The organism is uncultured Corynebacterium sp. (assembly GCF_902489365.1).
In the GTDB taxonomy this organism is placed as follows: Bacteria; Actinomycetota; Actinomycetes; order Mycobacteriales; family Mycobacteriaceae; genus Corynebacterium.
In genome coordinates, this window is sequence record NZ_CABTZR010000008.1 from 13,965 (window position 1) to 36,882 (window position 22,918).

At 62.2% G+C, this 22,918-nt stretch carries 22 protein-coding genes and 1 pseudogene; 13 read left to right on the forward strand and 10 right to left on the reverse strand.

The features are described from left to right. Positions 1–106 precede the first annotated feature (106 nt). On the reverse strand, positions 107–940 hold the full coding sequence (locus RDN59_RS02345; RefSeq protein WP_308606412.1) for a hypothetical protein: 834 nt from the start codon (positions 938–940) through the stop codon (positions 107–109). 202 nt (positions 941–1,142) lie between these two features. Here RDN59_RS02345 and RDN59_RS02350 point away from each other — a divergent pair. Beyond that, positions 1,143–3,033: pseudogene (locus tag RDN59_RS02350) on the forward strand (BCCT family transporter). A gap of 9 nt (positions 3,034–3,042) precedes the next feature. After that, positions 3,043–3,840: a zinc transporter ZupT gene (zupT, locus tag RDN59_RS02355; RefSeq protein ID WP_308606413.1), complete on the forward strand. Its 798-nt coding sequence runs from the start codon at positions 3,043–3,045 to the stop codon at positions 3,838–3,840. A gap of 3 nt (positions 3,841–3,843) precedes the next feature. Here zupT and RDN59_RS02360 read toward each other — a convergent pair whose 3' ends face one another. From RDN59_RS02360 to RDN59_RS02370, 3 genes are read right to left on the reverse strand one after another with little or no spacing between them, the layout of a single operon-like run. Next, positions 3,844–4,764: a DUF808 domain-containing protein gene (locus tag RDN59_RS02360; RefSeq protein WP_308606414.1), complete on the reverse strand. Its 921-nt coding sequence runs from the start codon at positions 4,762–4,764 to the stop codon at positions 3,844–3,846. 43 nt (positions 4,765–4,807) lie between these two features. After that, positions 4,808–5,344 (reverse strand): DUF402 domain-containing protein, encoded by a 537-nt coding sequence (locus tag RDN59_RS02365; RefSeq protein WP_308606415.1) that lies wholly within the window; start codon positions 5,342–5,344, stop codon positions 4,808–4,810. Next, a complete protein-coding gene (locus tag RDN59_RS02370) occupies positions 5,344–6,063 on the reverse strand; it encodes a hypothetical protein (protein WP_308606416.1) in 720 nt (239 codons plus the stop codon). Before RDN59_RS02370 ends, RDN59_RS02365 begins: the two co-directional genes overlap by 1 nt. 278 nt (positions 6,064–6,341) lie before the next feature. Here RDN59_RS02370 and typA point away from each other — a divergent pair, with 278 nt between their 5' ends. From typA to RDN59_RS02410, 8 genes are all read left to right on the forward strand, one after another. Next, positions 6,342–8,252 (forward strand): translational GTPase TypA, encoded by a 1,911-nt coding sequence (gene typA / locus RDN59_RS02375; RefSeq protein ID WP_308606417.1) that lies wholly within the window; start codon positions 6,342–6,344, stop codon positions 8,250–8,252. A 68-nt stretch (positions 8,253–8,320) separates the two neighbouring features. Beyond that, a complete protein-coding gene (locus tag RDN59_RS02380) occupies positions 8,321–9,922 on the forward strand; it encodes an ABC transporter family substrate-binding protein (protein ID WP_308606418.1) in 1,602 nt (533 codons plus the stop codon). Further along, positions 9,915–10,781: a PIG-L family deacetylase gene (locus tag RDN59_RS02385; RefSeq protein ID WP_308606419.1), complete on the forward strand. Its 867-nt coding sequence runs from the start codon at positions 9,915–9,917 to the stop codon at positions 10,779–10,781. The genes RDN59_RS02380 and RDN59_RS02385 overlap by 8 nt, the downstream gene beginning before the upstream one ends. Further along, on the forward strand, positions 10,778–11,170 hold the full coding sequence (locus tag RDN59_RS02390) for a hypothetical protein (RefSeq protein ID WP_308606420.1): 393 nt from the start codon (positions 10,778–10,780) through the stop codon (positions 11,168–11,170). Before RDN59_RS02385 ends, RDN59_RS02390 begins: the two co-directional genes overlap by 4 nt. 50 nt (positions 11,171–11,220) lie before the next feature. Next, positions 11,221–11,544 carry a ferredoxin gene (gene fdxA, locus RDN59_RS02395; RefSeq protein WP_005327491.1) on the forward strand — a complete coding sequence of 108 codons (324 nt, stop codon included), beginning with the start codon at positions 11,221–11,223 and terminating at the stop codon, positions 11,542–11,544. Positions 11,545–11,547: 3 nt separating this feature from the next. After that, the gene (gene dapC, locus RDN59_RS02400; RefSeq protein ID WP_308606421.1) at positions 11,548–12,633 is read left to right on the forward strand and encodes a succinyldiaminopimelate transaminase; all 1,086 of its coding nucleotides are present in this window, start codon (positions 11,548–11,550) and stop codon (positions 12,631–12,633) included. Beyond that, positions 12,634–13,440 (forward strand): pseudouridine synthase, encoded by an 807-nt coding sequence (locus RDN59_RS02405; protein WP_308606422.1) that lies wholly within the window; start codon positions 12,634–12,636, stop codon positions 13,438–13,440. 105 nt (positions 13,441–13,545) lie between these two features. Continuing rightward, complete coding sequence (locus RDN59_RS02410) at positions 13,546–14,109, forward strand: GtrA family protein (RefSeq protein ID WP_308606423.1); 564 nt, start codon at positions 13,546–13,548, stop codon at positions 14,107–14,109. Positions 14,110–14,231: 122 nt separating this feature from the next. On the opposite strand, the gene RDN59_RS02415 is transcribed toward RDN59_RS02410, so the two are convergent. The 6 genes from RDN59_RS02415 to RDN59_RS02440 form a co-directional block, all read right to left on the reverse strand. After that, complete coding sequence (locus RDN59_RS02415) at positions 14,232–14,711, reverse strand: transcriptional regulator (protein WP_308606424.1); 480 nt, start codon at positions 14,709–14,711, stop codon at positions 14,232–14,234. Then, positions 14,695–14,904 (reverse strand): helix-turn-helix transcriptional regulator, encoded by a 210-nt coding sequence (locus RDN59_RS02420; protein WP_308606425.1) that lies wholly within the window; start codon positions 14,902–14,904, stop codon positions 14,695–14,697. The genes RDN59_RS02415 and RDN59_RS02420 overlap by 17 nt, the downstream gene beginning before the upstream one ends. A 54-nt stretch (positions 14,905–14,958) precedes the next feature. Next, positions 14,959–15,819: a DUF559 domain-containing protein gene (locus RDN59_RS02425; protein WP_308606426.1), complete on the reverse strand. Its 861-nt coding sequence runs from the start codon at positions 15,817–15,819 to the stop codon at positions 14,959–14,961. Between the two features lie 394 nt (positions 15,820–16,213). Then, positions 16,214–17,644, reverse strand: a complete 1,431-nt coding sequence (locus tag RDN59_RS02430; RefSeq protein WP_308606427.1) for an amino acid permease — start codon at positions 17,642–17,644, stop codon at positions 16,214–16,216. 126 nt (positions 17,645–17,770) lie between these two features. Continuing rightward, a complete protein-coding gene (gene dapD, locus RDN59_RS02435) occupies positions 17,771–18,742 on the reverse strand; it encodes a 2,3,4,5-tetrahydropyridine-2,6-dicarboxylate N-succinyltransferase (RefSeq protein ID WP_308606428.1) in 972 nt (323 codons plus the stop codon). An 18-nt stretch (positions 18,743–18,760) separates the two neighbouring features. Then, positions 18,761–20,119 (reverse strand): amino acid permease, encoded by a 1,359-nt coding sequence (locus RDN59_RS02440; RefSeq protein WP_308606429.1) that lies wholly within the window; start codon positions 20,117–20,119, stop codon positions 18,761–18,763. Positions 20,120–20,210: 91 nt separating this feature from the next. On the opposite strand from RDN59_RS02440, the gene dapE reads away from it, so the two are divergent. The 3 genes from dapE to folP are packed head-to-tail and all read left to right on the forward strand — an operon-like array spanning position 20,211 to position 22,916. Then, entirely contained in the window at positions 20,211–21,299 is a 1,089-nt protein-coding gene (gene dapE / locus RDN59_RS02445) for a succinyl-diaminopimelate desuccinylase (protein WP_308606430.1), read from the forward strand. A 7-nt stretch (positions 21,300–21,306) separates the two neighbouring features. After that, positions 21,307–22,077: a TIGR00730 family Rossman fold protein gene (locus tag RDN59_RS02450; RefSeq protein WP_308606431.1), complete on the forward strand. Its 771-nt coding sequence runs from the start codon at positions 21,307–21,309 to the stop codon at positions 22,075–22,077. A gap of 26 nt (positions 22,078–22,103) precedes the next feature. Continuing rightward, positions 22,104–22,916 carry a dihydropteroate synthase gene (gene folP, locus RDN59_RS02455; protein WP_308606432.1) on the forward strand — a complete coding sequence of 271 codons (813 nt, stop codon included), beginning with the start codon at positions 22,104–22,106 and terminating at the stop codon, positions 22,914–22,916. Positions 22,917–22,918 lie beyond the last annotated feature (2 nt).

Genomic DNA, 22,918 nt, shown 5'->3' on the forward strand with positions numbered 1-22,918 from the left:
CGCCCCGACGAGCAGGGGCAAAGGAACCACAGTAAAGGCACTGTTTGCGGGCGGATTTCGGAGAAAGCCCAGGTCAATGAATTAGCGCAAGTGCATAAGGTGCCAGCTAAAAGGTGCCTTTGGGGGACATGAAGGCGCGCGAGCCGGTGGGCAGCGGTGAGGCGAGGGGATCCGCAGGCGTGGTGAACTCCCAGTCGGCGTCGGGGTCGAGGGCCGGCGGGACGGCCGGATTGTTCGGGTCGAGCGGCAGTGGTGGGACCGCTGGGGCGAAGAGCTCAGCAGGGTCAGCGGGGTCGAGGGGAAGATCCACGGCGATGCGGCCCCCTGCAGCATAAGCCCGGGCGGCCAGGGAAGCACCTGACTGAGAGGCAGCTGCGAACGCGGCGGCCAGCGCCGGGGCATCGGAGAGCTCCGCGCAGGGTCCGAGGACGAGGTCGTCGTGGGTGGCGAGGACGGTGTCGTCGAGAAGCGTTAGCGTCACGATAAGCTGCTTGGTGCCCATCTCGCGCAGCTGATGAGCGGTGAGCTCTCCCTCCGCGACGCGAACGAGGGCGCCGTGGCCCCCGCTGAGCAGGGCAGTGCCCGCAGGCTGATTGTTCGCGGGAATCATCCACGGGTCCAAGCCCAAGGCAACGGCAACCTCCACCTCGCTGTCAACGATCTCGACGGTGGCGTGTGTTGCGGGATTGAGTCCTGTTGTGCGGAGGCGATCCAACGCAGGATATTCCGCGGATTCTTCGCCATCGAGCGCGCCCAGAAAACCGAAATCCGAGCGCACACGCCACCCGCCGGTGGTGGGGTCGGGGAGCAAGGACACGTCAATGAGCGCAGGCTGTTGCGCCAACCCCGGGATACTCAGCGCAGTGCCGAGACTAAGATGCTCGAGAATCGCGACGTGCTCGACACCAAAGTAGGAGGGGGCCAGCGGATACAGCGCCATGGTTATGACAGTCACCTCATGAGTCAGATGGGAAGCGGTGGGCTTCTCTCAAGCTTACGCAGAGGCCGGATCTCGGATACGGTCGATAGGAGACTTATACAACAACATATCGATAAAGGAGTGAAGACCCATCTCGGCTGATTCTCATAGTTCGGTGAATAACACCGATAAGAGTAAGAGGCGCACGCGCGAAGCTAAGCGGATTCTCAAAGACATTATTTATCCGCACAACATTCATCCAGCTTTGGTGCCGGGCGTGTCCATTGAAGACCAGAAGGTGAAGTATGGAGTGGACAAACCCATCCTGATCGTCGTGGGTGGGCTCATCGTGGCATTCGTGGCGTGGGGTGTTATCGCGCCTGATCAGGTCTTCGATGCCTCCTCCGCGGCTTTGGATTGGGTCATGCGTAATCTGGGCTGGGTCTTTACCGCGCTGGCCACATTCCTGATGTTCCTGCTCCTCATCCTTGCTTTTTCCAAATACGGAAAAATACCTTTGGGCGTGGATGGTGAGAAGCCAGAGTTCTCCACTGTGAGCTGGGCCGCGATGCTTTTTGGTGCCGGAATCGGCATCGGCATCATCTTCTTCGGCCCCTTCGAGCCGCTGAGCTACTATCTTTCGCCCCGCCCCGGTTCTTACGAAGCAGCCAGCGATGAGGCCGTCATGGGCGCGATGGCTCAGGCGGCGATGCACTGGGGGCATTAACGCGTGGGCAATCTACGCCATCGTGGGGCTGTGCGTGGCTTATGTGTCCTACCGACGTGGGCGAGTGCCATTGATGAGCTCCATCCTCATGCCGCTTTTTGGCAACCGCGACACGGACTCCACACCTGCGCGCATCATCGATGGCCTGGCTATTATCGCCACTCTCTTCGGCACGGCGGCAACGCTTGGTCTTGGTGCCCTCCAGATCGGCCGCGGCGTCGAAATTGTCAGCGGCTGGTCCACCACGGGAAATACGGCGGCATTGGTAATCATCATCGTGCTCTCCATCGGCACAATCTTCTCCGCGGTCTCGGGCGTATCTAAGGGAATCCGTTGGCTGTCCAATATCAACCTGGTCTTAGCGCTGGGGCTAGCGGTCTTTTTCTTCGTCGTCGGGCCGACGGCTTTCCTGGCTAACATGCTGCCCGCCGTCATCATTGAGTACCTCGATGAGATGCCGAGCATGCTGTCTGCCAACATGGGGCAAGGCGAGGAGATGGTGTCATTCCTGTCCTCGTGGACCACGTTTTACTGGGCCTGGTGGGTGTCTTGGTCGCCCTTCGTTGGTGTGTTCGTGGCCAAGATCTCGCGTGGCCGCACCATCCGCCAGTACATCTTGGGAGTTTTGCTCATTCCTTCGGCCATCATTGTCTGCGCTTTCACCATTCTGGGCGGCACAACAATTTGGCTGCAGCGCCGCGACGGCGATATTGCCCCTGATGGAACGATCGACTCGATGCCACCCGCCGAAGACATCTTCTTCACTGTCTTGGATCACCTCCCTGGCTCGCAGATCATGGCTCCGCTCGTGCTCGCGATGCTCATCGTCTTCTTCATCACGACGGCCGATTCCGCATCCATCGTGAACTCACAGCTCACACAGCGCGGCAACCCGAAGCCGAAGCCTGGCGTTACGATCTTCTGGGTCATATGCATGGCTGGCATTGCCGTGGTGATTCTTTTGGCGGGCGGCCGCAACGCCCTGCAGGGGCTGCAGAACCTTATTACCGTGACGGCTCTTCCTTTCGCGGTCATCATTGTGCTTATGTGCATCGCGTTGATTCGAGAGTTGCGCCACGACCCCGCCGCGATCCGCACGTTCTATGAAGAACAAGCAGTGTCCAATGCCATCATCCACGGAGTGCGGGAACACGGCGATAACTTTGCGTTGGCCATTGAGCCGACTGCGGATGACTCCGATTACGCCACCGGCGCGGAGTTCGACTCCACCGCGGCCGAAGTCACCGAATGGTACGCGCGCACGGATGAAGAAGGCCACGCGGTGGGTTATGACTATGAAACCGGCGAATACACTGACGATGATCCAACCGTGAAGGATGGCGAGTCACTGGTGCTACCCCCAGAGGAGAACTCCGACACGCTATAGTTTCCCACTATGGACTTAGCCACCATCGCCTTCGCTTTCAGCCTTGTGTTGCTGTCGGGCTTGTCGACGTCCATCGGTGCTGCCTTGGCCGTCGGCAAGCGCGAGCCCGGGCCGAAGTTTATGGCCGCAGCCCTGGGCCTGTCCGCAGGTGTGATGCTCTACGTCTCCTTCATGGAAATCCTGCCGGAGGCCCTGAAGAAGCTGGAAAGCACCCTTGGGGGAGAGGCCACTGCCACGTGGACGATGATGGCGGCGTTCTTCGCCGGCATCGCGGTCATTGGCATTATTGACCGCCTCGTTCCCGAGGAGATTAACCCGCACGAGCCGGCCACTACAGAGGAAGAAGCACGCCGCAAGAGGCTGATGAAAACCGGCATGTTCACCGCCTTCGCGCTGGCTATCCACAACTTCCCCGAGGGGTTTGCCACATTTCTTTCGGGCCTTGAAGCCCCGGAGATCGCGATCCCCGTTGCCGTGGCGATTGCCATTCACAACATCCCCGAGGGCATTGCGGTCGCTGTTCCTCTGCGCAGCGCAACGGGCTCGCGGAAGAAGGCCTTCTGGTGGGCCACGCTATCGGGTTTGGCAGAGCCCCTCGGCGCACTCATTGGCTTCGCGCTGCTGATGCCGTTTATCGGGCCGATGACGTTTGGCATCAGCTTCGCCGTCATCGCCGGCATCATGGTGTTTATCTCCTTGGATGAGCTTTTGCCCACGGCGGAGGAGACCGGCGAGCACCACTGCGCCATCTACGGCCTTATCGCCGGCATGGCGGTGATGGCGGTCTCGCTCGCGCTGTTTATCTAAGGTCTATTTCACGCGCTCTGCGGTGGCCTTGACCGCCATGACAATGCTGACGATAACGGCGCCCAGAATGAAGCCGCACAACATGGACAAGCCGGTGTCCGCCAACCAGGCGAGGGCGCCGTTGTTGATGCTCTCGGTCACGTGGTGGATGAATCCATAGGGCTGCTCGGCGCCGAACTCGCTCAAGCCCTTGACCACGATGTGTCCGCCGACCCACAGCATGGCGGCGGTGCCGATGATGCCGATGACGTTGAGCACGATGGGCATGCCCTTGACCAGGGCGGTACCCACGGCCGAATCGCCATCGTGGCGCTTGAGCAGCGCGAGGCCGATATCGTCCATTTTGACCAAGAGCCCGACGGCTCCATAGACGCCCAAGGTCAAGAGAATACCGACGGTGACCAAGGTGCCCAGACGCAGCCAGAAAGGCTGGTCCATGACCTCGTTGAGGGAGATCACCATGATCTCGGCAGAGAGGATGAGGTCCGTAGTAATCGCGGATTTGACCAGAGAATCTTCGGCGTCGGCGCCCTTTTCTTCTACTGTCTGCTGCTCCTCCTCGCCGCGGTGGAGGACAGCATGGAAAATCTTTTCCGCGCCCTCGAAGCACAGGTATGTGCCGCCACACATGAGGATGGGGGTGAGCGCCCAAGGAGCGATCCAGGACAGGATCAGGGCAATAGGCAGGATGATGACGAGCTTGTTGATGAGCGAGCCCTTAGTAATCCGCCAAATCATCGGCAGCTCACGCTGCGGCTTCACGCCGTCGACATATTGGGGCGTGACAGCGGCGTCATCGACGACGACTCCCGCTGCTTTCATCGAGGTCTTTCCGGCTAGCGCTGCCACGTCGTCGACGCTGGAGGCAGCGGAGCGGGCGATCAGGGCGACGTCGTCAAGCAGGGCAAAGAGGCCACCGGCCATGGCTCACATCCTTTTAAGGTAGGGGAGAAGTACTCACCCTAGGCTACTCGGCGGGAACGAGCTCCACATTCTCAGCCCACGTGAGCTCCATGCCCAGCGTGCGCAGCCAGTTCATGGCGTCATCGCCGTAGCGCGTGATGCCCTCGACTGCGGTTAGCGTGCGCTCCATGGCACGCTCGGCCTCCTCCGCGCTGATGAGGCCAGTGGAGGTGGCGGCGGCTAGCTCGTCGATGTCGAGCACATCAACCGGCTCGCCGGAGGTGGCGACCAAGTCGACGTAGAGATCGCGGGTGGTCCACACGTCCCCATCAACGTCGATGTCGGCGATGTCGATGTAAAAGTCTTGGTGGACGTCCACGCCTTCACGGAAGTGGAAGATATTGGCGCGCAGACCGAGCTCTGGCAGCAGCCAAGACTCGAGGTAGCCGAAGCGCGGGTGGTTGGCGCCGCGGGCCATGTACAGGCCAAAGTCGGTGACCCGGTAGGTGTCTACCTCGCGCTGGAAACCTTTCGGGTCGACATTGATGTTGTCGGCCGTATTGAAGGTCTCTTGCTTGACTGGGTGCAGATCTGTGCTCATTAGTTCACCTCGAGGAAAGCCGCGGTAGGTGGGAATGAACACGAGGATTCAGCAGTGTTGACCGCACCGGAGAGGACCGCCACGATGGTTCCCTTGCCGGTCGTTGCGCGGCCCGAGACCGTGGTTGGCCCATCGGTGTTGATGCCGTTGTTGAAGAGGGGTGTGGTGCCGAACTGGAAGGTGTCCAGGTTGAACCACTGAACGCGCATGGCGCCCTGCTCTTCAGCGGCGGTCGGGGTACCCAGGGCGGTGAAGAGGAAGACGGCTTCGCCTTCGCCCGCACCAGGTGCGGGCATGCCTGTCGGGCCAGGTACGGCGATGGCGGAACCCACCGAATCGCCCTGCCCGCCGATGCACTGCGCGGAGACCGTGGGCCAGTAGAACTGGCGGAAGCCGGGGTTATTTCCCTCCGGCATCGCGACACCGCCCTCGCCGCCTTCACCGGCGGTGAAGTTGAGTGCGGTGAGGATGGCACTACGGGCCTCCTGCGGGATCCATGGCTGTGCCGCGAAAGCACGAACGCGCTCCTGCGTCTCCGGGGTGGGACGACCGAGGCTGTCCAGCGGGTTGCTGCTCTGGGAGACGTTCACCAGCGAGGAGAGGTCGGGGGCGCCGGCATGCGCGGGCGTGATGCTGAGCAGGCCCATCATCAGGGCAGCAGTGAGTCCGGCTACGCCGCGACGGGCGGAACCGGTGGAGTGCTGTTCAGAAAAGGCCATGGAGAATCCTTGCGTGTGGGTGGGGAAGTGACGTCACAGAAACTACACAGTGATCACATCAGTCACAATAGTATCTGTTGTCACAATATTCACTTTTTCGGCGTAGTCAACTCTTTTTAGAGCCCTACTGTGCGGTATGTCGGTTCTTGATATAAATCTGTTACATCTCGCAGCACTCTGCGGGATCCCGCGCGATGCTGCACATCAAAGGGCTAGAGAGTATATTTAAGGGCCGTTCACATCGCTAACGCACCATGCTTTGAAGGAGCACCCCACACGTGAGTAATACTGAATTCCGTAACGTAGCCATCGTCGCGCACGTTGACCACGGTAAAACCACCCTTGTCAACGGCATGCTGGAGCAGTCCGGCGCTTTCGGCGACCATGGCGAACACTCGGATCGCGTCATGGACTCCAACGATCAGGAGCGCGAGCGCGGCATCACCATTCTGGCGAAGAACACCGCCATCCACCGCAAGGGCCTGGGCAAGGACGGCGGGGATCTCATTATCAACGTCATCGATACCCCGGGCCACGCCGACTTCGGTGGCGAGGTCGAGCGCGGTATCTCCATGGTGGACGGCGTCGTGTTGCTTGTCGACGCCTCCGAAGGCCCCCTCCCGCAGACCCGCTTCGTCCTCACCAAGGCACTGGAGGCGAAGCTGCCGGTCATCATTTGCGTGAATAAGACCGACCGCCCGGATGCCCGCATCGATGAGGTCGTCACCGAGGCCCAGGATCTCCTGCTAGAAATCGCCGCCGGCCTCGAGGATGAGGAGGCCGCCGCTGCCGCCGAGGAACTGCTGGATCTGCCGGTCCTGTATACCTCCGGCCGCGAGGGCAAGGCTTCCACCGAGAACCCAGGCAACGGCAACGTCCCGAACGCCGATGATCTGCAGGCGCTTTTCGACGTTATTTATGACGTCCTCCCCGAGCCCTCCGCCAAGGTTGACGCTCCTCTGCAGGCACACGTGACCAACCTGGACTCCGATGACTTCCTGGGTCGTATCGCTTTGCTGCGTATCTACTCCGGCACCATCAAGAAGGGCCAGCAGGTGGCCTGGATGCACTACGACGAGGAAGGGGAGATGCACACCAAGACCGTCAAGGTGGCGGAGTTGCTGCGCACCGTCGGCTTCCAGCGCCAGCCGGATACCGAGGCCATCGCCGGTGACATCGTGGCCATCTCCGGTATCTCCGACATCATGATTGGTGACACCATCGCGGACGTGGAGAACCCGCAGCCGCTGCCGCGCATCAAGGTCGACGAGCCGGCTATTTCTATGACCATTGGTGTCAACACCTCCCCGATGGCAGGCCAGGGCGGCGGCGATAAGCTCACTGCCCGCATGGTCAAGGCTCGCTTGGACCAGGAGCTCATCGGTAACGTCTCCCTCAAGGTGCTGCCGACCGAGCGCCCCGACGCTTGGGAAGTCCAGGGCCGCGGCGAGATGGCGCTGTCCGTGCTCATCGAGAACATGCGCCGCGAGGGCTTCGAGTTGACCGTCGGTAAGCCACAGGTGGTCACCCAGGTCATCGACGGAAAGACGATGGAGCCCTACGAGATGCTCACCATCGATTCTCCGTCCGAGCACCAGGGTGCCATTACCCAGCTGCTGGCCACCCGCAAGGGGCAGATGCAGTCCATGGACGTGCGCGAGGGCGACTGGGTCCGCATGGTCTTCCGCGTCCCCGCTCGCGGTCTCATCGGTTTCCGTACCCAGTTTATGACGGAGACCCGCGGCGCTGGCATCGCCAACTCGATCTCCGATGGCCTCGACGTCTGGGCCGGCGATATCAAGGCCCGCCCGACCGGCTCCCTGGTGGCCGACCGTTCCGGCCAGATCACCGCCTACGCTCTCCAGCAGCTGGCGGACCGCGGTGACTTCTTCGTGGAACCAGGTATGGAGGCCTACGAGGGCATGGTTGTCGGCGCCAATAACCGTGATGAGGATATGGATATCAACATCACCAAGGAAAAGAAGCTGACCAACATGCGCTCCGCCACCGCGGATGCCACCGTCACCCTCGCCAAGGCTCGGACCCTGTCCCTGGAGGAGGCGCTGGAGTTCTGTGGAACCGACGAGTGCGTCGAGGTCGGCCCGAACGTCCTGCGCGTGCGCAAGGTCGAGCTGTCTTCCACCGAACGCAAGCGCGCGGCCGCCCGCGCCAAGCAGCTCAACAAGTAGTTCGCTCAGCGCCGCCCCGGGCAACTACAGTGGTAGGGAAAGTTTTCGGAATGTAAAGGTTGTGTGGAGTGGACCGTTTCCTACCCAGGCTCGGCGTTGTCCTCGCGGCCGCTCTGCTTACCGCCTGCCAGGCTAATCCCGGTCCGCCGCCGGTGGTAGATGAGAACGAACGCAGTACTACGCCAACGAACTCAACCACCACGGCCCCACCCCCTGAGGCAGCACCCGAAGAGGACCTTCTGCCGGAGCGCAGCACCGTGGCGATTGGGGTCGACCCGTTGCGCGGTGGGCTCAACCCACACCTGGTGGCGAACAACTCCGAGCTGGTTAACCAGATTGCGGAGCTGGTCCTTCCCTCAGCCTTCCACGGCTCCCAGATGGATACGGATGTCCTGGAATCCGCAGAGGAGATTGAAGCCCCCGGCAGCATTGCGATGCGGGTGCGCTATACCATCGCCGGGCCGGCGCAATGGTCGGATGGCACGCCGATCAGCGGCTCTGATTTCAACTACCTGTGGTCCCAGATAACGCGCACGCCGGGCGCGAAGGACGTGGCTGGCTACCGGGCAATTACAGCCGTACGGACCTCCGGGAATGGGCGAGTGGTCACCGTTGACTTCGGGCATCGCGTGGAGGATTGGCACAAGCTGTTTGCCAACCTCGTGCCCTCCCACCTTCTGGAAGACCGCGATTTCGCCTCGGCCCTAGCGGACGGAATCCCTGCCTCGGCCGGGCGCTACCTCGTCGCCGGAATGGATCGCGGCCGAGGAATCATTACCCTCAACCGCAATGACCGGTTCTGGGGAGAAGATCCCGCGAATATTGACGTCATTCAGCTGCGCGCTGTGCGCGATACCGCGCAGGCGGTGAACATGTTGCGCTCGCACCAGATCGGTTTTGCTGACATCACACCGCAGCAGACCACCCTGGAGAACTTGAGCCTGCTCAGCAACGTCAATACGGGGGTGGTGACTCGTCAGCGCCAGCTGCGGTTGAACATGTCGGCCGTTGAGGGAGCACTCGATGAGCAAGCGCAGCGTCGCGCGCTGGCCTCGCTTCTCGACACCGACCAGCTAGCCCGCCTGGCCACCGGCCGCGCCTCGGAGCTCAAGCCTGGGAACAACCCCTTCGATAGCCGCGCGGAGCTCGCCCCATTGCGCGAGCGTGCGGGCCGGAAGCCAGTGCGCATCGCCGTGGATCCCCAGTACCCCACCGCCTTGGCGGCGGCCACCACCATCGTGGACGTGCTCCAAGCCAAAGCCATTGACGCGGAGGTCGTTACCGAACGCCTGACCACGATTACCTCCGACCTGCTCCCAACGGGCAAGGTGGATGCTGTGGTGGCGTGGGATGAGAACGGCGAGGACGCACTCAGCTTGGCCAACTATTTCGTGTGCGCGACACCCACGCGCCCGGCGGCGACCCTGTCTGGGTACTGCCCGGAAAACTCCGCTGACACTGCCCTGGGCATTCTCTCTGGCGACGTGGATTCCGCGGCCGCACAGGAGCGCGTGGAGCATCTCAACAGGGAGGAAGCTCTCTTCGTCCCGTTGCTCAATGAGGTGCGAATCCACGCTTTGGGCAAGGGTATTGTTGGCCCCGGACAAAGCATTGAGGACTGGGACTCCGGCCTCATCAGCGCACCGCAGTGGAGGAAAGACGATGAATAAGGATCTCACCGGCTACCGTGTCGTGGCCGTGCATGCCCACCCCGATGACGAGGTGCTGTTTACCGGTGGCACGTTGGCGGACCTGTCCGCACGCGGTGCAGAGGTCACCGTGATTACCGCGACGCTGGGTGAGGAAGGCGAGATCATCGGCGAGCCTTACCAGGGCCTCGCGGAGACCGATCAGCTCGGAGGCTTTCGTGCCTGGGAGCTCAAGCACGCGCTCGACGCGTTAGGCGTCGACGGCATCCAGCTGGGTGGCTTCGGGCACTTCCGCGATTCCGGGATGGAAGGCTCGCCTGCTCACGAGAATCCGCGGGCTTTGGTCAACTGCATGGAGGAGGCCGCAGAGTTATTGCGGGGCCACCTTGCCGCGCTGCGACCGCATGCAGTGCTGACCTATGGTCCGGACGGCGGCTACGGGCACCCCGACCATATCGCCGTGCACAAGGCGGTGCATGCGGCTGCTGCGCCTGAGCAGCGCATCTGGTGGGCCGTCTTTGAGCGCGCCGCCCACTACCGCGGACTCGACGCGGTTACCCCTCCGGAGGGCTGGAGCCTGCCGGGAAAGGCGTACCTGGATAATTTCACCAACGCTGGCTGCGATGTGACCTACGAGCTCAACGACCGAGCACTCAGCGCCAAGCGCGCAGCGATGCTGGCGCACGCCACGCAAATCTGGCTTGCCGACGGTTCCCTCACCACCGTCAACCCTCACGCCGCCCAGGCGGGCCTCAAGGATCCCGCGGAGATTCCCGCTGCCTATGCCTTGTCCAACCTGCTCACCATGCCGCTGCTGCGCCACGAGTTCTACCAATTGGGACAGGGTGAACCACAGGATTCGTTACTGGGGGAGAAATGACCGAGCGCGCAATCCGCACCGATTTCTCCCGCGGCGAGCAGGTAGGGGGCCTAGTGTGGCTCGTCTTAGGCGCACTCTGCTCGCTGACGCTCGAGGTGGTTTATCTCACCGCCCGCGTTCCATGGTTCGACGGGGCCAGCGTGGCCTTTCCGATCACCATCCTCATCGCCTTCTGGTTCAACGGGGTGCTGACCCGCACAGCGCGGCTGTGGAGTGAGAATCCCTACATCGCGGGCTTGCCCGGTTTAGCTTGGGTGGCGGGTTTCCTCGCGTTTATGCTGGGAGCCGCCATCGGTGACGGTAGCCTGCTGCCCAATAATATTCTCAGCCTGCTGCTGTTCGCCGCGGGAATCGCGGGTAGCGTTTGGCCATTTTTCGCCTCGGAGTAGCATACTGTTAGTCGTAGAAAACCCGTGACACACAGGAGTTTAAACACCTTATGACTTACACCATCGCGCAGCCTTGCGTCGACGTGATGGACCGCGGCTGCGTTGAAGAGTGCCCGGTCGACTGCATCTACGAGGGCAAGCGCATGCTCTACATCCACCCAGACGAGTGCGTGGACTGCGGCGCCTGCGAGCCGGCTTGCCCGGTGGAGGCCATCTTCTACGAGGATGATGTCCCGGATGAGTGGCTGGACTACAACGATGCCAACGCCGCCTTCTTCGATGATCTCGGCTCCCCGGGTGGCGCAGCAGCTCTCGGCCCGCAGGACTTTGACGTCCCGATGATCGCTGCACTCCCGCCTCAGAACCAGGAGTAGACCATGAGCCGCACGCCGCTTGGACATACGCTCCCGGATTTTCCGTGGAACTCGCTTGCTGACGCCAAGAAGAAAGCACAGGCGCACCCAGACGGAATCGTCGACCTATCAGTTGGCAATCCCGTCGATCCGGTCGCCCCGGGCGTGCAACTAGCGCTGTCCGCCGCGGCTGAGGCTCCCGGTTATCCGCAGACCCAGGGCACCCCGGAGCTGCGCGAGGCCATCGCGAAGGCGCTGCAGCGCCGCTACAACATGAATGTCGACGCGGTGCTGCCGGTCATCGGCACCAAGGAGGCTATCGCCTGGTTGCCCACTTTGCTGGGCATGCGCGGGGAGACCGTGGCTTTCCCGACGGTGGCTTATCCCACCTATGAAGTCGGTGCGCTCTTGGCCGGGGCTAAGCCCCTGCGCGCCGATGAGGATTTCCAGGATGCGTCACTGGTGTTCATCAACTCGCCGTCGAACCCGACGGGCCGGGTGTTGGGCGTCGAGAAGCTGCGTGAGATTGTCGCCTGGGCGCGCGCCAACAATGCCATCGTGGCCTCGGACGAGTGCTACATGGGCTTGGGATGGGATGATGAGAACCCGCCGGTGTCTATCCTGGACCCGCGGGTGACGGACGGCGACAACACAGGGCTCATCGCCATGCATTCGCTGTCCAAGAGCGCGAACATGGCCTCCTACCGCGCGGGCTTCTTCGCAGGCGATGCCAGGCTCATCGCCGAGCTGCTGGAACTGCGCAAGCACGCAGGGCTTATCGTTCCAGGCCCCATTCAGGCGGCCATGGTTGCCGCGCTTGACGACGACCCCTCCGAAGCCCTCCAGCGCCAACGCTACGCCGCGCGCCGTGTGGATCTCATGCGGGCGCTGACCGGCGCGGGCTTTCGAATCGAGCACTCCGAGGCTGGGCTCTATCTGTGGGCAACGCGCGGTGAGAACTGCCGTGAGACCGTCGACTGGCTCGCCGAGCGCGGAATCCTCGTTGCGCCGGGTGATTTCTACGGCCCAGCGGGCGAGCAGTACGTGCGGATTGGCCTCAATGGCACGGACGAGCGCATTGCCGCAGCCGTCGCGCGCTTGGCTGAGTAGGTGGCTTTTCGCCCGCCGGCGCGGGAAGGGATTAGCCCGCGCAAGGTGATGCTCACCGGCATCGTGCCCGTTACACCTACCTATTGGGCAGGTGAGGCGGGTGATTCCGTGTTTTCGCCCGGTACTCGATTGGAGCCTGGCACTGTGCTCCCCGGCCCGACGCTGGCCTGGTATCACCCATCCGTCCCGCGTGAAGAGCCCATTCCCTTTGACTACCGGGTGGTGTTTGAGGATGGGGACCTGATAGTCGTCGACAAGCCGCACTTCCTGCCCACGACGTCGAACGGGCGCATCGTGCGCGAGACCCTCCAGACTCGCCTGCGCGTGGATTACGGGGAGGATTCCATTGTGCCGCTGCACCGCTTGGACCGGCTGACGTCGGGCTTGGTACTGTGCTCGCGTAATCCGCGCACGCGGTCTGCCTACCAGCAGCTTTTTCAGGAGCGGGCGGTGGTGAAGCACTACCGGGCTCGGCTCTCTACGCGGTTGGACTATGACGGCACGGTGCGGCTGGGCATGCGGCGCGTGCGTGGTCAGCGTCAGGTCCGCGTGGATCCTTCCGGCACGCCTACGGTGACACGGGTGCGCGCTCGGGGAGCGGTAGCCGATGTCTGGCCACTGACCGGACACACCCACCAGATTCGCGTGGTGCTCAACCACCTGGGCCATCCGATTGTGGGGGATGATACCTATCCGGTGGATCGTGGATTGTCCCTCTATGATTTTTCCACGCCGCTGCAGCTTTCTCACATCGCCCTGAGCTTTCAGGATCCGCTTTCTGGCCGGGAGTGTGAGTTTAAGCTGTGAGATTCGGCGCTATTGCGGCGCGGGTTTTAGTGTGCGCTTTGCGAGGGACTAGACTCATACGAAGTTTTATTCATCATTATTGAGCATTTTGCAAAGGACGTGTCCATGGCGGATCTGAGCTTTGCTCGCTTTGCCTCGAATCTTGGCCAGTTCATTAAATTCGGCCTCGTCGGCGGTTCGGGCACGTTGGTCAACATTGCGACCGCCATTGTTGCCGCGAAGTGCGGTTTGGCGTGGTTTGGCGCCACCCCACACGACGCCATGTTTAACCTCTTTGGCACCCAGTTCCATGTGCGTTGGTTCATGCTCTTTTCTACCATTGCCTTCCTTGTGGCTAACACCTGGAACTACCAGCTCAACCGCATGTGGACGTTCAAGTCCGTCAACAAAGTGTCGTGGCTACGCGGCTTTTTCCCTTTCCTCATTACGGGCATCGGTGCCTACCTGGTTACCCTCGCGGTGCAGTACCTGCTGATGAATCCAACCTCGCCGCTGCAGCTGCCTCCCCATATCTTCGACGATTCAACCGGATTCCGCACCATGTACTACTGGGCCAACGCGATTTCCATCGTGGTAGCCATGCCCATCAATTTCATCTTCAATAAGCTGTGGACGTTCCGCTCGACACCCAAGGCGCCGGTCGTGGTCCACGAGACCGAGCCGGCTTAACCCCTTCCGCCCTTCCTCACTGCACCTGCCCCGCGCCTGCCCTTCGCGCTCACCGGCGCCTGTAAAAAGCAAGACCCGCCGTCCGCGGTGAGCGCGAAGGGCGGGACGGCAAGGAGGGCAAGCTAGTCGTCGAGCTCGGCGTCAAGGCGGGCTTGGTCGCGTTGGTGCTGGCGGCGTCGGAGGAATGGTGTGAAGATGATGGCGGCGGTCACGCCAGCCCCAGCGCCAATCAAGTAGGAGGTGGAGTCCGGTGCGTAAGCGTTATGGGCAATTCCGGCGAACATCACAATGAGCGGGATGAGGGAGACGGTCATCGCAGGCCAATTACGGCCAACAGATGGGGTGGCGACTCGCTTGCGCAGCCACGCCGTGCCGAAGAGATTGCCGATGATAGACGGCGCGATGGCGAGGAAGCACAGCATGCTCATCTTCCCAGGTAGAACCCAAGCGAGGATGGCTGCGGCTACGAGCTCGAGGAAGAGGGTCGGGGTAGCGCTGATGGCATACGCCTTGTAGAAAGTCTCGCGCTCGAATTCATCGTGGGAGGCGCGCTCGATCTCGTTGAGGGTGTAGTTGGCCAGGGCGTTAATCATGTTGTTCATCTCCAAAAATTTCTTCGACGGTTTTTCCTAGTTCGCGGCAAATGTCGAGTGCTAAGTGCACAGAGGGGGAGTAGTTGCCGCGTTCGATATTGGCGATAGTTTGGCGGGAAACGCCGGCCCTTTCAGCAAGGTCGGCTTGAGACATCTCGAGCCAGCGCCGCCATTTGCGAACCATGTTCTGGTGCTCGGCCATCTGGTCTCCTTCACGGTGTGTAACTCTTACATGCTTAAGTGTAAAGAAAACTTGTCACGATGGCAATGTTTGCATGCATAGATGCCAAGTCCAATAAGGCTGAGTCGCGGCAGAAGGGAGTTTGGGATTTCGCCCTTTGAGCAGCTTAAGAGTCGCTTTGACAAGTAAGAAGGCGTCGTTGAGGTGGTAACGGATATCGTCGGCAGTAAAGCGCAAAACCGTATACCCATGGGCTACGGCCGCGTTCTGCTTCGAGCGGTCCGCTTGAAATGCCCGATCGTTTTTGTGATACTCCCATCCGTCGACCTCGATGATGAGCTTGCCAATCTTCAGGTCAAACCGGTAGCCCGCGATGAGCGCGTTGTGCTCAGGAAAGATCCCGTCCGCGCTAAGCCTTCGGCTAAGCTGGCGCTCCGGTACGCTGTCCGCGCCGATGGGCGTGCGGCGGATAGTCTCTTTCAAACGCCGGGGAACTCGACGCATTCTCTGCCGGTCATCTTCTAGACGCGCAGGCCCTGTCTTGCCGCGATAGTACTCTTCCAGCAGCTGCCCGCACGCCGCAGCTATACGACGGGCTGCCCACAGCACTTGAACAACAGGTAGGCCATTCACTTTGGCGGTGGCCGACAGGCGTGAATGCGCTACGCGAAAATTCTTGCCCTTAAGCGTGCGTGGGCCCTCGGCTTCCAGTGGAAACGTCAACTTTCGGCCCAAATAGATTTCCTGAGCAGTCTTGCCCGTGAAATGTATTCGACTGAGACCGTGCGCCAGAGCCCGCGCCACAGCTATCGGCGACCACTCGTCGCTATAAATCCCGCGGTGCACGCGAAAGAGCGTCCCCGCGCGAAGCTTCCGTCTGATTGCCTCCTTGCTCAAGCCTTGCGCGCGAAGCTCCGCGGTTGTCCATGCCTTCATGACGCTCAAAGTATGCAGTGCTTAACGACGCGTCGAGGGTCAATTCCTCGCCTGTGGATAACTCGGCTCTGCGGGGTCGATTTTGCGCTAAGAAGCTGTCACGTCTGCAATTTAAGTTGCCATACGCCCCTCAAAACTCCCTTCGCGCTCACCGGGAAGCATCGGCCGTTGCTCTACCCATCGCTGGTGAGCGCGAAGGGCACGAACCTGCGGTGTGAAGGGCGCGTGGGGAGGGGATTTCACGCGGCATGCCCTTGGCGGCCACGGGGAGCAGACAAGCGGCGCTACGACCGGCGCCGGTGAGCGCAAAGGGAAAGGAGGACCGGGCAGTGAGGCACTGCGCGGAGGGAAGAGCGGCCAGTGGCTAAGAGAGGAGCGCTGCAGGGAGGGACGGCTAGCGGGCCTCGAGCTCCTCGGCCGTAGGTAGGGGCAGGCGAGACGTCGGGGCGATACCGCGGGCCTTGGCGTTGATGACACCTGCAACTGCGAGTACCGCGAACATGGTGGCGGCGGAGAAGAGCTGGATGCGGGCGGAAGCGTCGGTAAGCATGAGCACCGCGATGGCTGCGAAGAGGGCTAACGCGAACCACGTGAGGTAGGGGTAGGCCCACATGCGTACCGGAAGCGGGTGGATGGCCTCGAGCTGTGGGCGCAGGCGCAGCTGGCTCACCGCGATGAAGACCCACACGATGAGTAGTGAGGCGCCAGCGGCATTGAGCATGAAGGACAGCAGCCACCCGGTATCCGCATAGTTGAGAACAACCATCACTGCGGAAAGAATGACAGACAGCGCGATGGCCGCAGTCGGGACGCCGCGACGGTCGGTGGCGGCGAAGAGCTTGGGGGCTTCACCGCGGCTAGCTAGCGAGTGCATCATGCGGGAGGAAGCGTAGATTTGCGCGTTGAAAGCAGACAGCAGCGCGAGGACGATGACCACTTCCATGATGGCTGCCGCGCCTGGGATACCAGCCCGGTCCAGCACCATGGTGAATGGCGACTCGGCGGCAGACTGCGCGGAGCCGAGCGAAGAATAGGGCAGGAGGAAGGTGATGACGAGGACAGAACCCAGGTAGAACACCGAAATGCGGGTAATGGTGGTGCGCACTGCGTTGACGAGGGATTTCTCGGGGTCCTCGGATTCCGCAGCGGCGATGGCGACGACCTCGATGCCGCCGAAAGCAAAGGCTACGGCGAGCAGACCGGCGGCCACGCCGCCGAGGCCGTTGGGCATGAAGCCGTCGGCAAGGAAGACGGATGTGCCGATGAAGGTATGGCCGGGAAGCAGCCCGAAGATCAGTAATACACCGATGATGAGGAAGGCAATGATGACGGCGACCTTGATGAAGGCGAACCAGTACTCGAACTCGCCGAACAAGCGCACGCGCAAGAGGTTGATGGTGCCAAAGAGTGCGACGCAGATAGCGGCGGGAATCCAGGGCGGGCAGTCGAACCAAGAACCGATGAACCCGGCCGCGCCGGTGATTTCCGCACCGAGGACGGCGACGGTGGCAAGCCAATAAATCCAGCCTTGCGTAAAGCCTGCCCAGCGGCCGATGCCGTGCTCCGCGTATTCGGAAAAGGAGCCGGATGCGGGGATGACCGTGCCCATCTCACCGAGCATCTGCATGACCAAGATGGCAAGGAAACCAGCAATGAGATAGGCCAACAGAACCGCCGGACCGGCGGCGGAAATACCTACGCCGGTGCCTAGGAAAAGGCCGGCACCGATAGTGGAGCCCAGCCCCATCATGGTCAGGTGGCGGATTTTCAAGCCGCTGCCGAGTGAGCGAGAGGAGGAATCGTTTTGAGCAGTCACCTTTAGCATTGTAGGCAGCTGCCTAGGCGTTTGGGCATAAAGGGGCGATTAAATAGCGCTTCTGTACAAAGTGGAGGGCTCAACCCCACGATCACGAAAGGCCCCCGCAGCAACGGGGGCCTCAAGCAGCAGCGCTTAGTTCTTGTGCAGGTCCTCGTTGAGGGCCACGGCCTCAGACTTCCACTCCACGGCCTCGACGGCGCCGGTCACGGAGTTGCGGCGCAGCAGCACGCCGGAAACACCAGAGAGCTTGGATCCCTTGATGGTGTCGCCCTCAGACAGGCCCAGTGCCTCCGCGATCTTGCCAAAGACGGCGATCTTGGTGCCGGCGGTGACGTAGAGGCCGGCTTCGACGACGGCGTCGTCGCCAAGCGAAATTCCCACGCCGGAGTTCGCGCCGAGCAGGCAGCGCTCACCGATGGAGATGACCTCCTTGCCGCCACCGGACAGGGTGCCCATGATGGAGGCGCCACCGCCGATATCGGAGCCGTCGCCCACGACGACGCCTGCGGAAATACGGCCCTCGACCATGGAGGCGCCCAGGGTGCCGGCGTTGAAGTTAACGAAGCCCTCGTGCATCACGGTCGTGCCCTCAGCGAGGTGGGCGCCCAGGCGAACGCGGTCGGCGTCGCCGATGCGCACGCCGGACGGGACAACGTAGTCCACCATGCGCGGGAACTTATCGACGGAGTAGACCACGACCGGACCGCGGGAAGCGAGGCGGCCGCGGACCATCTGGAAATCGGCGACCGCGCAGGGGCCATAGTTGGTCCACACCACGTTGGCCAGCTTGCCGAAGATACCGTCCACATTCAGGCCGTGAGGCTTGACTGCGCGGTGGGAGAGCAGGTGCAGGCGCAGGTAAGCGTCGTAGGTGTCGGCGGGTGCCTCGTTCAGATCCTTGATGGAGGTCTCCACGGCGATGCGGGCGACGCCGCGCTCCTCGTCGGGGCCAACCAGGTCAGCGAATTGCTGCGGAACCTCCTCCAAGCGCTCGGTGCCGCTGGCTTCTACAGAGATATCGGTATGAACTGCGGGGAACCAGACGTCCAAGACGGTGCCGTCGTGGGTAATGGTTGCCAGGCCGCGTGCGGATGCTGAAGTCATAGGCTCACACCCTAGCAGCTACGCCTCGGCCTTGCGCCGTGAGTTACCCGGTAGTAGGTGGAAGATCACAACCAGGGCCACGGTCAGGATGAGGACGGCGAGGACTTGGTTGCGGGCGGAGGCGTCGAAAAGCATGAGAATCGTAAGACCCACCAGTGCTAGGGCAGTCAGCCACGGCAGCCACGGGAAGCCCGGGACGCGCAGCGTCGTGAGCTCGCCATTGGCCTTCATCTGGGGGTGCAGCTTGATATAAGAAGCCACGATGAAACACCAGATGACCAGCAGGCATCCGCCCACCGCGTTAAAGAGGAAGGCCAGAAGCCCCGGCGGGTTCCAGTACTGCAGAACCACCGACGCAAAGGCGAAGATGATGGAGAGCACCACCGCGAAGATAGGGGAGCCGGAAGCGTTGGTTTTTAAAAAGACGTGGTGCGCGCTGTGGTCCTTGGCCATGTCGTAGACCAAGCGGGAGGTGGCGTAGATCTGCGCGTTGAAGGCTGAGAGCAGCGCCAGGGCGATGATGGCCTCCATGAATCCCGCGGCGAAGGGGATTTTCGCGGCCGCAAGGACCAGCGTGAAGGGCGAGTCCGCGGCCACATCGGCGTCCTGGATGGAGCTGAAAGGCAAGGCCATGGTGATGACCAGAATGGAGCCGATGTAGAAGACCATGATGCGCACGATGATGGCGCGCACGGCGGTGGCCACGTTGTGGGCCGGGTCCTCAGATTCCGCCGCGGCAATGGTGACCAGCTCGATGCCACCGAAGGCGAAAGCCACGGCGAGCAAGCCGGCGGCAAATCCAGGGCCGCCGTTGGGCAGGAAGTTCTCCGTAAAATTGTGCCCCGCCACCGAGAGGTCCATGCCGGGCAGAATTCCTAGAGCCATGAGCACGCCGACGCCGAGGAAAGCCACAATTGTGGCCACCTTGATGATGGCGAACCAGAATTCGAATTCGCCGAAGCCGCCCACAGCAGCAAAGTTGACGATGGCGAAAAAGACCACGGCCACCAACGCCGGAATCCAGGGGTCCACCCCGAACCAGTTGGAGATGATGGCCGCGGCGCCGGTAATCTCCGCGCCCATCACCATGACCAGCATGAACCAGTAGATCCAACCCAGCGTGAACCGCGCCCACGGCCCGAAAGCCTGGCCTGCATAGGTGGAAAACGCACCCAACGAAGGCCGGGCGGCGGCCATCTCGCCGAGCATCCACATCACCAAGGCGATGAGCACACCGGCCACCGCATAGGAGATGAGAACGGAGGTACCGGAAACCTGGATGCCCAGGCCGACGCCCAGGAAGAGGCCCGCGCCCACCGCGGAGCCGAGGCCCATCATGGTGAGGTGGCGGGTTTTGAGTTGAGTGGCCGCAGCCATAGGGAAATCACCTTCAACGCTGTTGATTGTTTGCAACGGGAAGTACTTTACGCAATGCACTAAGCAACCGGGGGCGCTAGCATGGCGGGTTGTGACTTTAAATCTCTTCTCCGATCCCATCGAGCTGACCAAGGCCCTGGTGGATATCCCCAGCCCTTCGCACCACGAGCAGGCGATCGCCGATGCTGTCGAGGAAGCCCTGCGTGGTCTGGACCAGAACAAGGTAGAGGTGGAACGCTACGGCAACACCGTCTGCGCCCGGACGAATCGGGGCTTCGAAAGCCGCGTGGTCCTCGCCGGCCACATCGATACCGTACCCCTGGCCAATAACGTGCCCCACACCATGTCAGAAGACGGCGCCACCATGTATGGCTGCGGCACCGTGGACATGAAATCCGGCATGGCGGTCTACCTCAACGCCTTTGCGCAGCTGTACGACTCCGATGAGCTCAAGCACGATCTCACGGTCATCGCCTATGAGGGCGAGGAGGTCGCCACCGAATTCAACGGCCTGGGCCACCTGCAGAAGGATCACCCGGAATGGCTGCACGGAGACCTAGCTCTGCTGGGCGAGCCCTCTGGCGCCATGATCGAGGCCGGCTGCCAGGGCACCATCCGCGTGCGCGTTACCGCCCACGGCACCCGCGCGCACTCGGCCCGCGCCTGGCTGGGCTCCAATGCCGCGCACACCTTGGCGCCGGTGATGCTCAACGTGGCCAACTACCAGCCCCGCGACGTCGAGATTGACGGCTGCATCTACAAGGAAGGCCTCAACATCGTCCACCTCGAATCCGGCGTGGCCACCAACACCATTCCGGATGAGGCTTGGATGTTCGTCAACTTCCGTTTCGCCCCCGACCGCAGCTCCGAGGAGGCGCTGGCGCACCTGATGGAGGTCCTCGGCGAGCACGAGAACATCACCGTGGACGTCGATGACATTGCGGGAGCGGCCCTGCCCGGTTTGGGCCAGCCGGCGGCACGCGCGCTTGTCGACGCCGTCGGCGGCAACGTCCGCGCCAAGTATGGTTGGACCGACGTGGCCCGTTTTTCCGAGATGGGTACCCCAGCCGTTAATTTCGGCCCCGGCGATCCGGGCTTTGCTCACAAGAAGGACGAGCAGGTGCCCATCGCCCAGATCGCCGAAGTCTCAACAGCACTCTTGAATTACCTGAAGGGATAAAACCACCATGACTCCTGAGCAACTGCGCACCCTGCGCGGACCTCTCCTCGTGCGCACTGCTGGAGAGCAGTCTTCCACCTTTGATCAGCGCCTGCTGCAGTCCGGCGCGGATCATGAGTGGCAGCACGCCGATCCCTGGCGCGTCCTGCGCATCCAGGGCGAGTTCGTGGACGGCTTTGACGCGCTGGCCAAGCTGCCCAAGGCCGTGACCGTCTTCGGTTCCGCCCGCACCCCGGAGGAGGACCCGAATTACCAGCTTGGCGTTGCCTTGGGCCGCCGCCTAGTAGAGGCCAAGTATGCCGTTATCACCGGCGGCGGCCCCGGCATCATGGAGGCGGCCAACCGCGGCGCGCATGAGGCCGGCGGACTGTCTGTGGGCCTGGGAATCGAACTACCCCACGAGCAAGGCCTGAACCCCTACGTCGATCTGGGGCTGAACTTCCGCTACTTCTTCGCGCGCAAGACCATGTTCCTCAAGTACTCCCAGGCCTTCATCTGCCTGCCGGGTGGCATGGGCACCATGGATGAGTTCTTCGAGGTCATGTGCATGGTCCAAACCGGCAAGGTGACCAACTATCCCATCGTGCTCATGGGCACCGACTACTGGGCCGGCTTGGTGGAGTGGATGAAGACGACCCTGGCTGAGGGCGGATTCATTAACCCCGAAGACCTTGATCTCTTCCTCATCACGGATGATATCGATGAAGCCGTCGCCCACATCCTGGCCGCGCACAAGGTGATGTCGGACAAGCGCCTGCGGGAGCAAGAAAGCAAGTGAACCCTGGCCCTAACCTTGCGCGGGTCATGGCGATCGTGAACCGCACGCCCGACTCCTTCTACGACAAGGGCGCTACCTTCGAGCTCGACCCCGCAATCCAGCGTGCTGAGCAGGCGCTTGACGACGGCGCCTCCATCATCGACATCGGCGGCGTCAAGGCCGGGCCCGGTGAGCACGTGGATGCGGCCGAGGAAATCGAGCGCGTCGTGCCCACCATCGCGGAGTTGCACCGCCGCCGCCCGCACGCGCTGATCTCTGTGGATACGTGGCGCGCTGAGGTGGCAGAAGCGGCGATCGCCGCTGGCGCCGGTTTAGTCAATGACACCTGGGCCGGCTGGGACCCCGAGCTCATCGAGGTGGCTGGCCACCACAAGGTCGGCTACGTGTGTTCGCACACCGGTGGCGTGACCCCACGCACCCGCCCGCACCGCGTGCACTTCGACGATGTGGTTGCCGACGTCATCGCGGAAACCACGCGGCTGGCCGAACGAGCCGCAGACCTCGGTTGCCCGGAGGAGCTGACGTTCATCGACCCCACGCACGACTTCGGCAAAAACACTTTCCATGGCCTCGAGCTATTGCGGCGTATTGATGAGATTGTTGCGACGGGGTGGCCGGTGCTCATGGCCTTGTCGAACAAGGACTTTGTGGGTGAGACCCTTGACCGCGCCGTGGACCAGCGCGTCGCGGGCACGCTGGCGGCGACGGCGTGGTCGGCCGCGCGCGGCGTGGCGGCGTTTCGGGTGCATGAGGTAGGGCCGACACTCGATGTCATCCGCATGACCGCCGCCATCCAGGGGACAATGGCGCCCTTAGCGACGACCCGGGGGCTGGCCTAAGC

Excerpts from the sequence above, each read along its gene's own strand:
- RDN59_RS02360 (WP_308606414.1), bottom strand. The coding sequence starts at position 4,764 with ATGGCCGGTGGCCTCTTTGCCCTGCTTGACGACGTCGCCCTGATCGCC.
- RDN59_RS02370 (WP_308606416.1), bottom strand. The coding sequence starts at position 6,063 with ATGGCCTTTTCTGAACAGCACTCCACCGGTTCCGCCCGTCGCGGCGTA.
- RDN59_RS02420 (WP_308606425.1), bottom strand. The coding sequence starts at position 14,904 with ATGGCCGAGCACCAGAACATGGTTCGCAAATGGCGGCGCTGGCTCGAG.
- RDN59_RS02415 (WP_308606424.1), bottom strand. The coding sequence starts at position 14,711 with ATGAACAACATGATTAACGCCCTGGCCAACTACACCCTCAACGAGATC.
- dapD (WP_308606428.1), bottom strand. The coding sequence starts at position 18,742 with ATGACTTCAGCATCCGCACGCGGCCTGGCAACCATTACCCACGACGGC.
- fdxA (WP_005327491.1), top strand. The coding sequence starts at position 11,221 with ATGACTTACACCATCGCGCAGCCTTGCGTCGACGTGATGGACCGCGGC.
- folP (WP_308606432.1), top strand. The coding sequence starts at position 22,104 with ATGGCGATCGTGAACCGCACGCCCGACTCCTTCTACGACAAGGGCGCT.
- RDN59_RS02345 (WP_308606412.1), bottom strand. The coding sequence starts at position 940 with ATGGCGCTGTATCCGCTGGCCCCCTCCTACTTTGGTGTCGAGCACGTC.
- RDN59_RS02440 (WP_308606429.1), bottom strand. The coding sequence starts at position 20,119 with ATGGCTGCGGCCACTCAACTCAAAACCCGCCACCTCACCATGATGGGC.
- RDN59_RS02410 (WP_308606423.1), top strand. The coding sequence starts at position 13,546 with ATGGCGGATCTGAGCTTTGCTCGCTTTGCCTCGAATCTTGGCCAGTTC.
- zupT (WP_308606413.1), top strand. The coding sequence starts at position 3,043 with ATGGACTTAGCCACCATCGCCTTCGCTTTCAGCCTTGTGTTGCTGTCG.
- RDN59_RS02430 (WP_308606427.1), bottom strand. The coding sequence starts at position 17,644 with ATGCTAAAGGTGACTGCTCAAAACGATTCCTCCTCTCGCTCACTCGGC.
- RDN59_RS02450 (WP_308606431.1), top strand. The coding sequence starts at position 21,307 with ATGACTCCTGAGCAACTGCGCACCCTGCGCGGACCTCTCCTCGTGCGC.
- dapC (WP_308606421.1), top strand. The coding sequence starts at position 11,548 with ATGAGCCGCACGCCGCTTGGACATACGCTCCCGGATTTTCCGTGGAAC.
- RDN59_RS02365 (WP_308606415.1), bottom strand. The coding sequence starts at position 5,344 with ATGAGCACAGATCTGCACCCAGTCAAGCAAGAGACCTTCAATACGGCC.
- RDN59_RS02425 (WP_308606426.1), bottom strand. The coding sequence starts at position 15,819 with ATGAAGGCATGGACAACCGCGGAGCTTCGCGCGCAAGGCTTGAGCAAG.
- RDN59_RS02385 (WP_308606419.1), top strand. The coding sequence starts at position 9,915 with ATGAATAAGGATCTCACCGGCTACCGTGTCGTGGCCGTGCATGCCCAC.
- RDN59_RS02390 (WP_308606420.1), top strand. The coding sequence starts at position 10,778 with ATGACCGAGCGCGCAATCCGCACCGATTTCTCCCGCGGCGAGCAGGTA.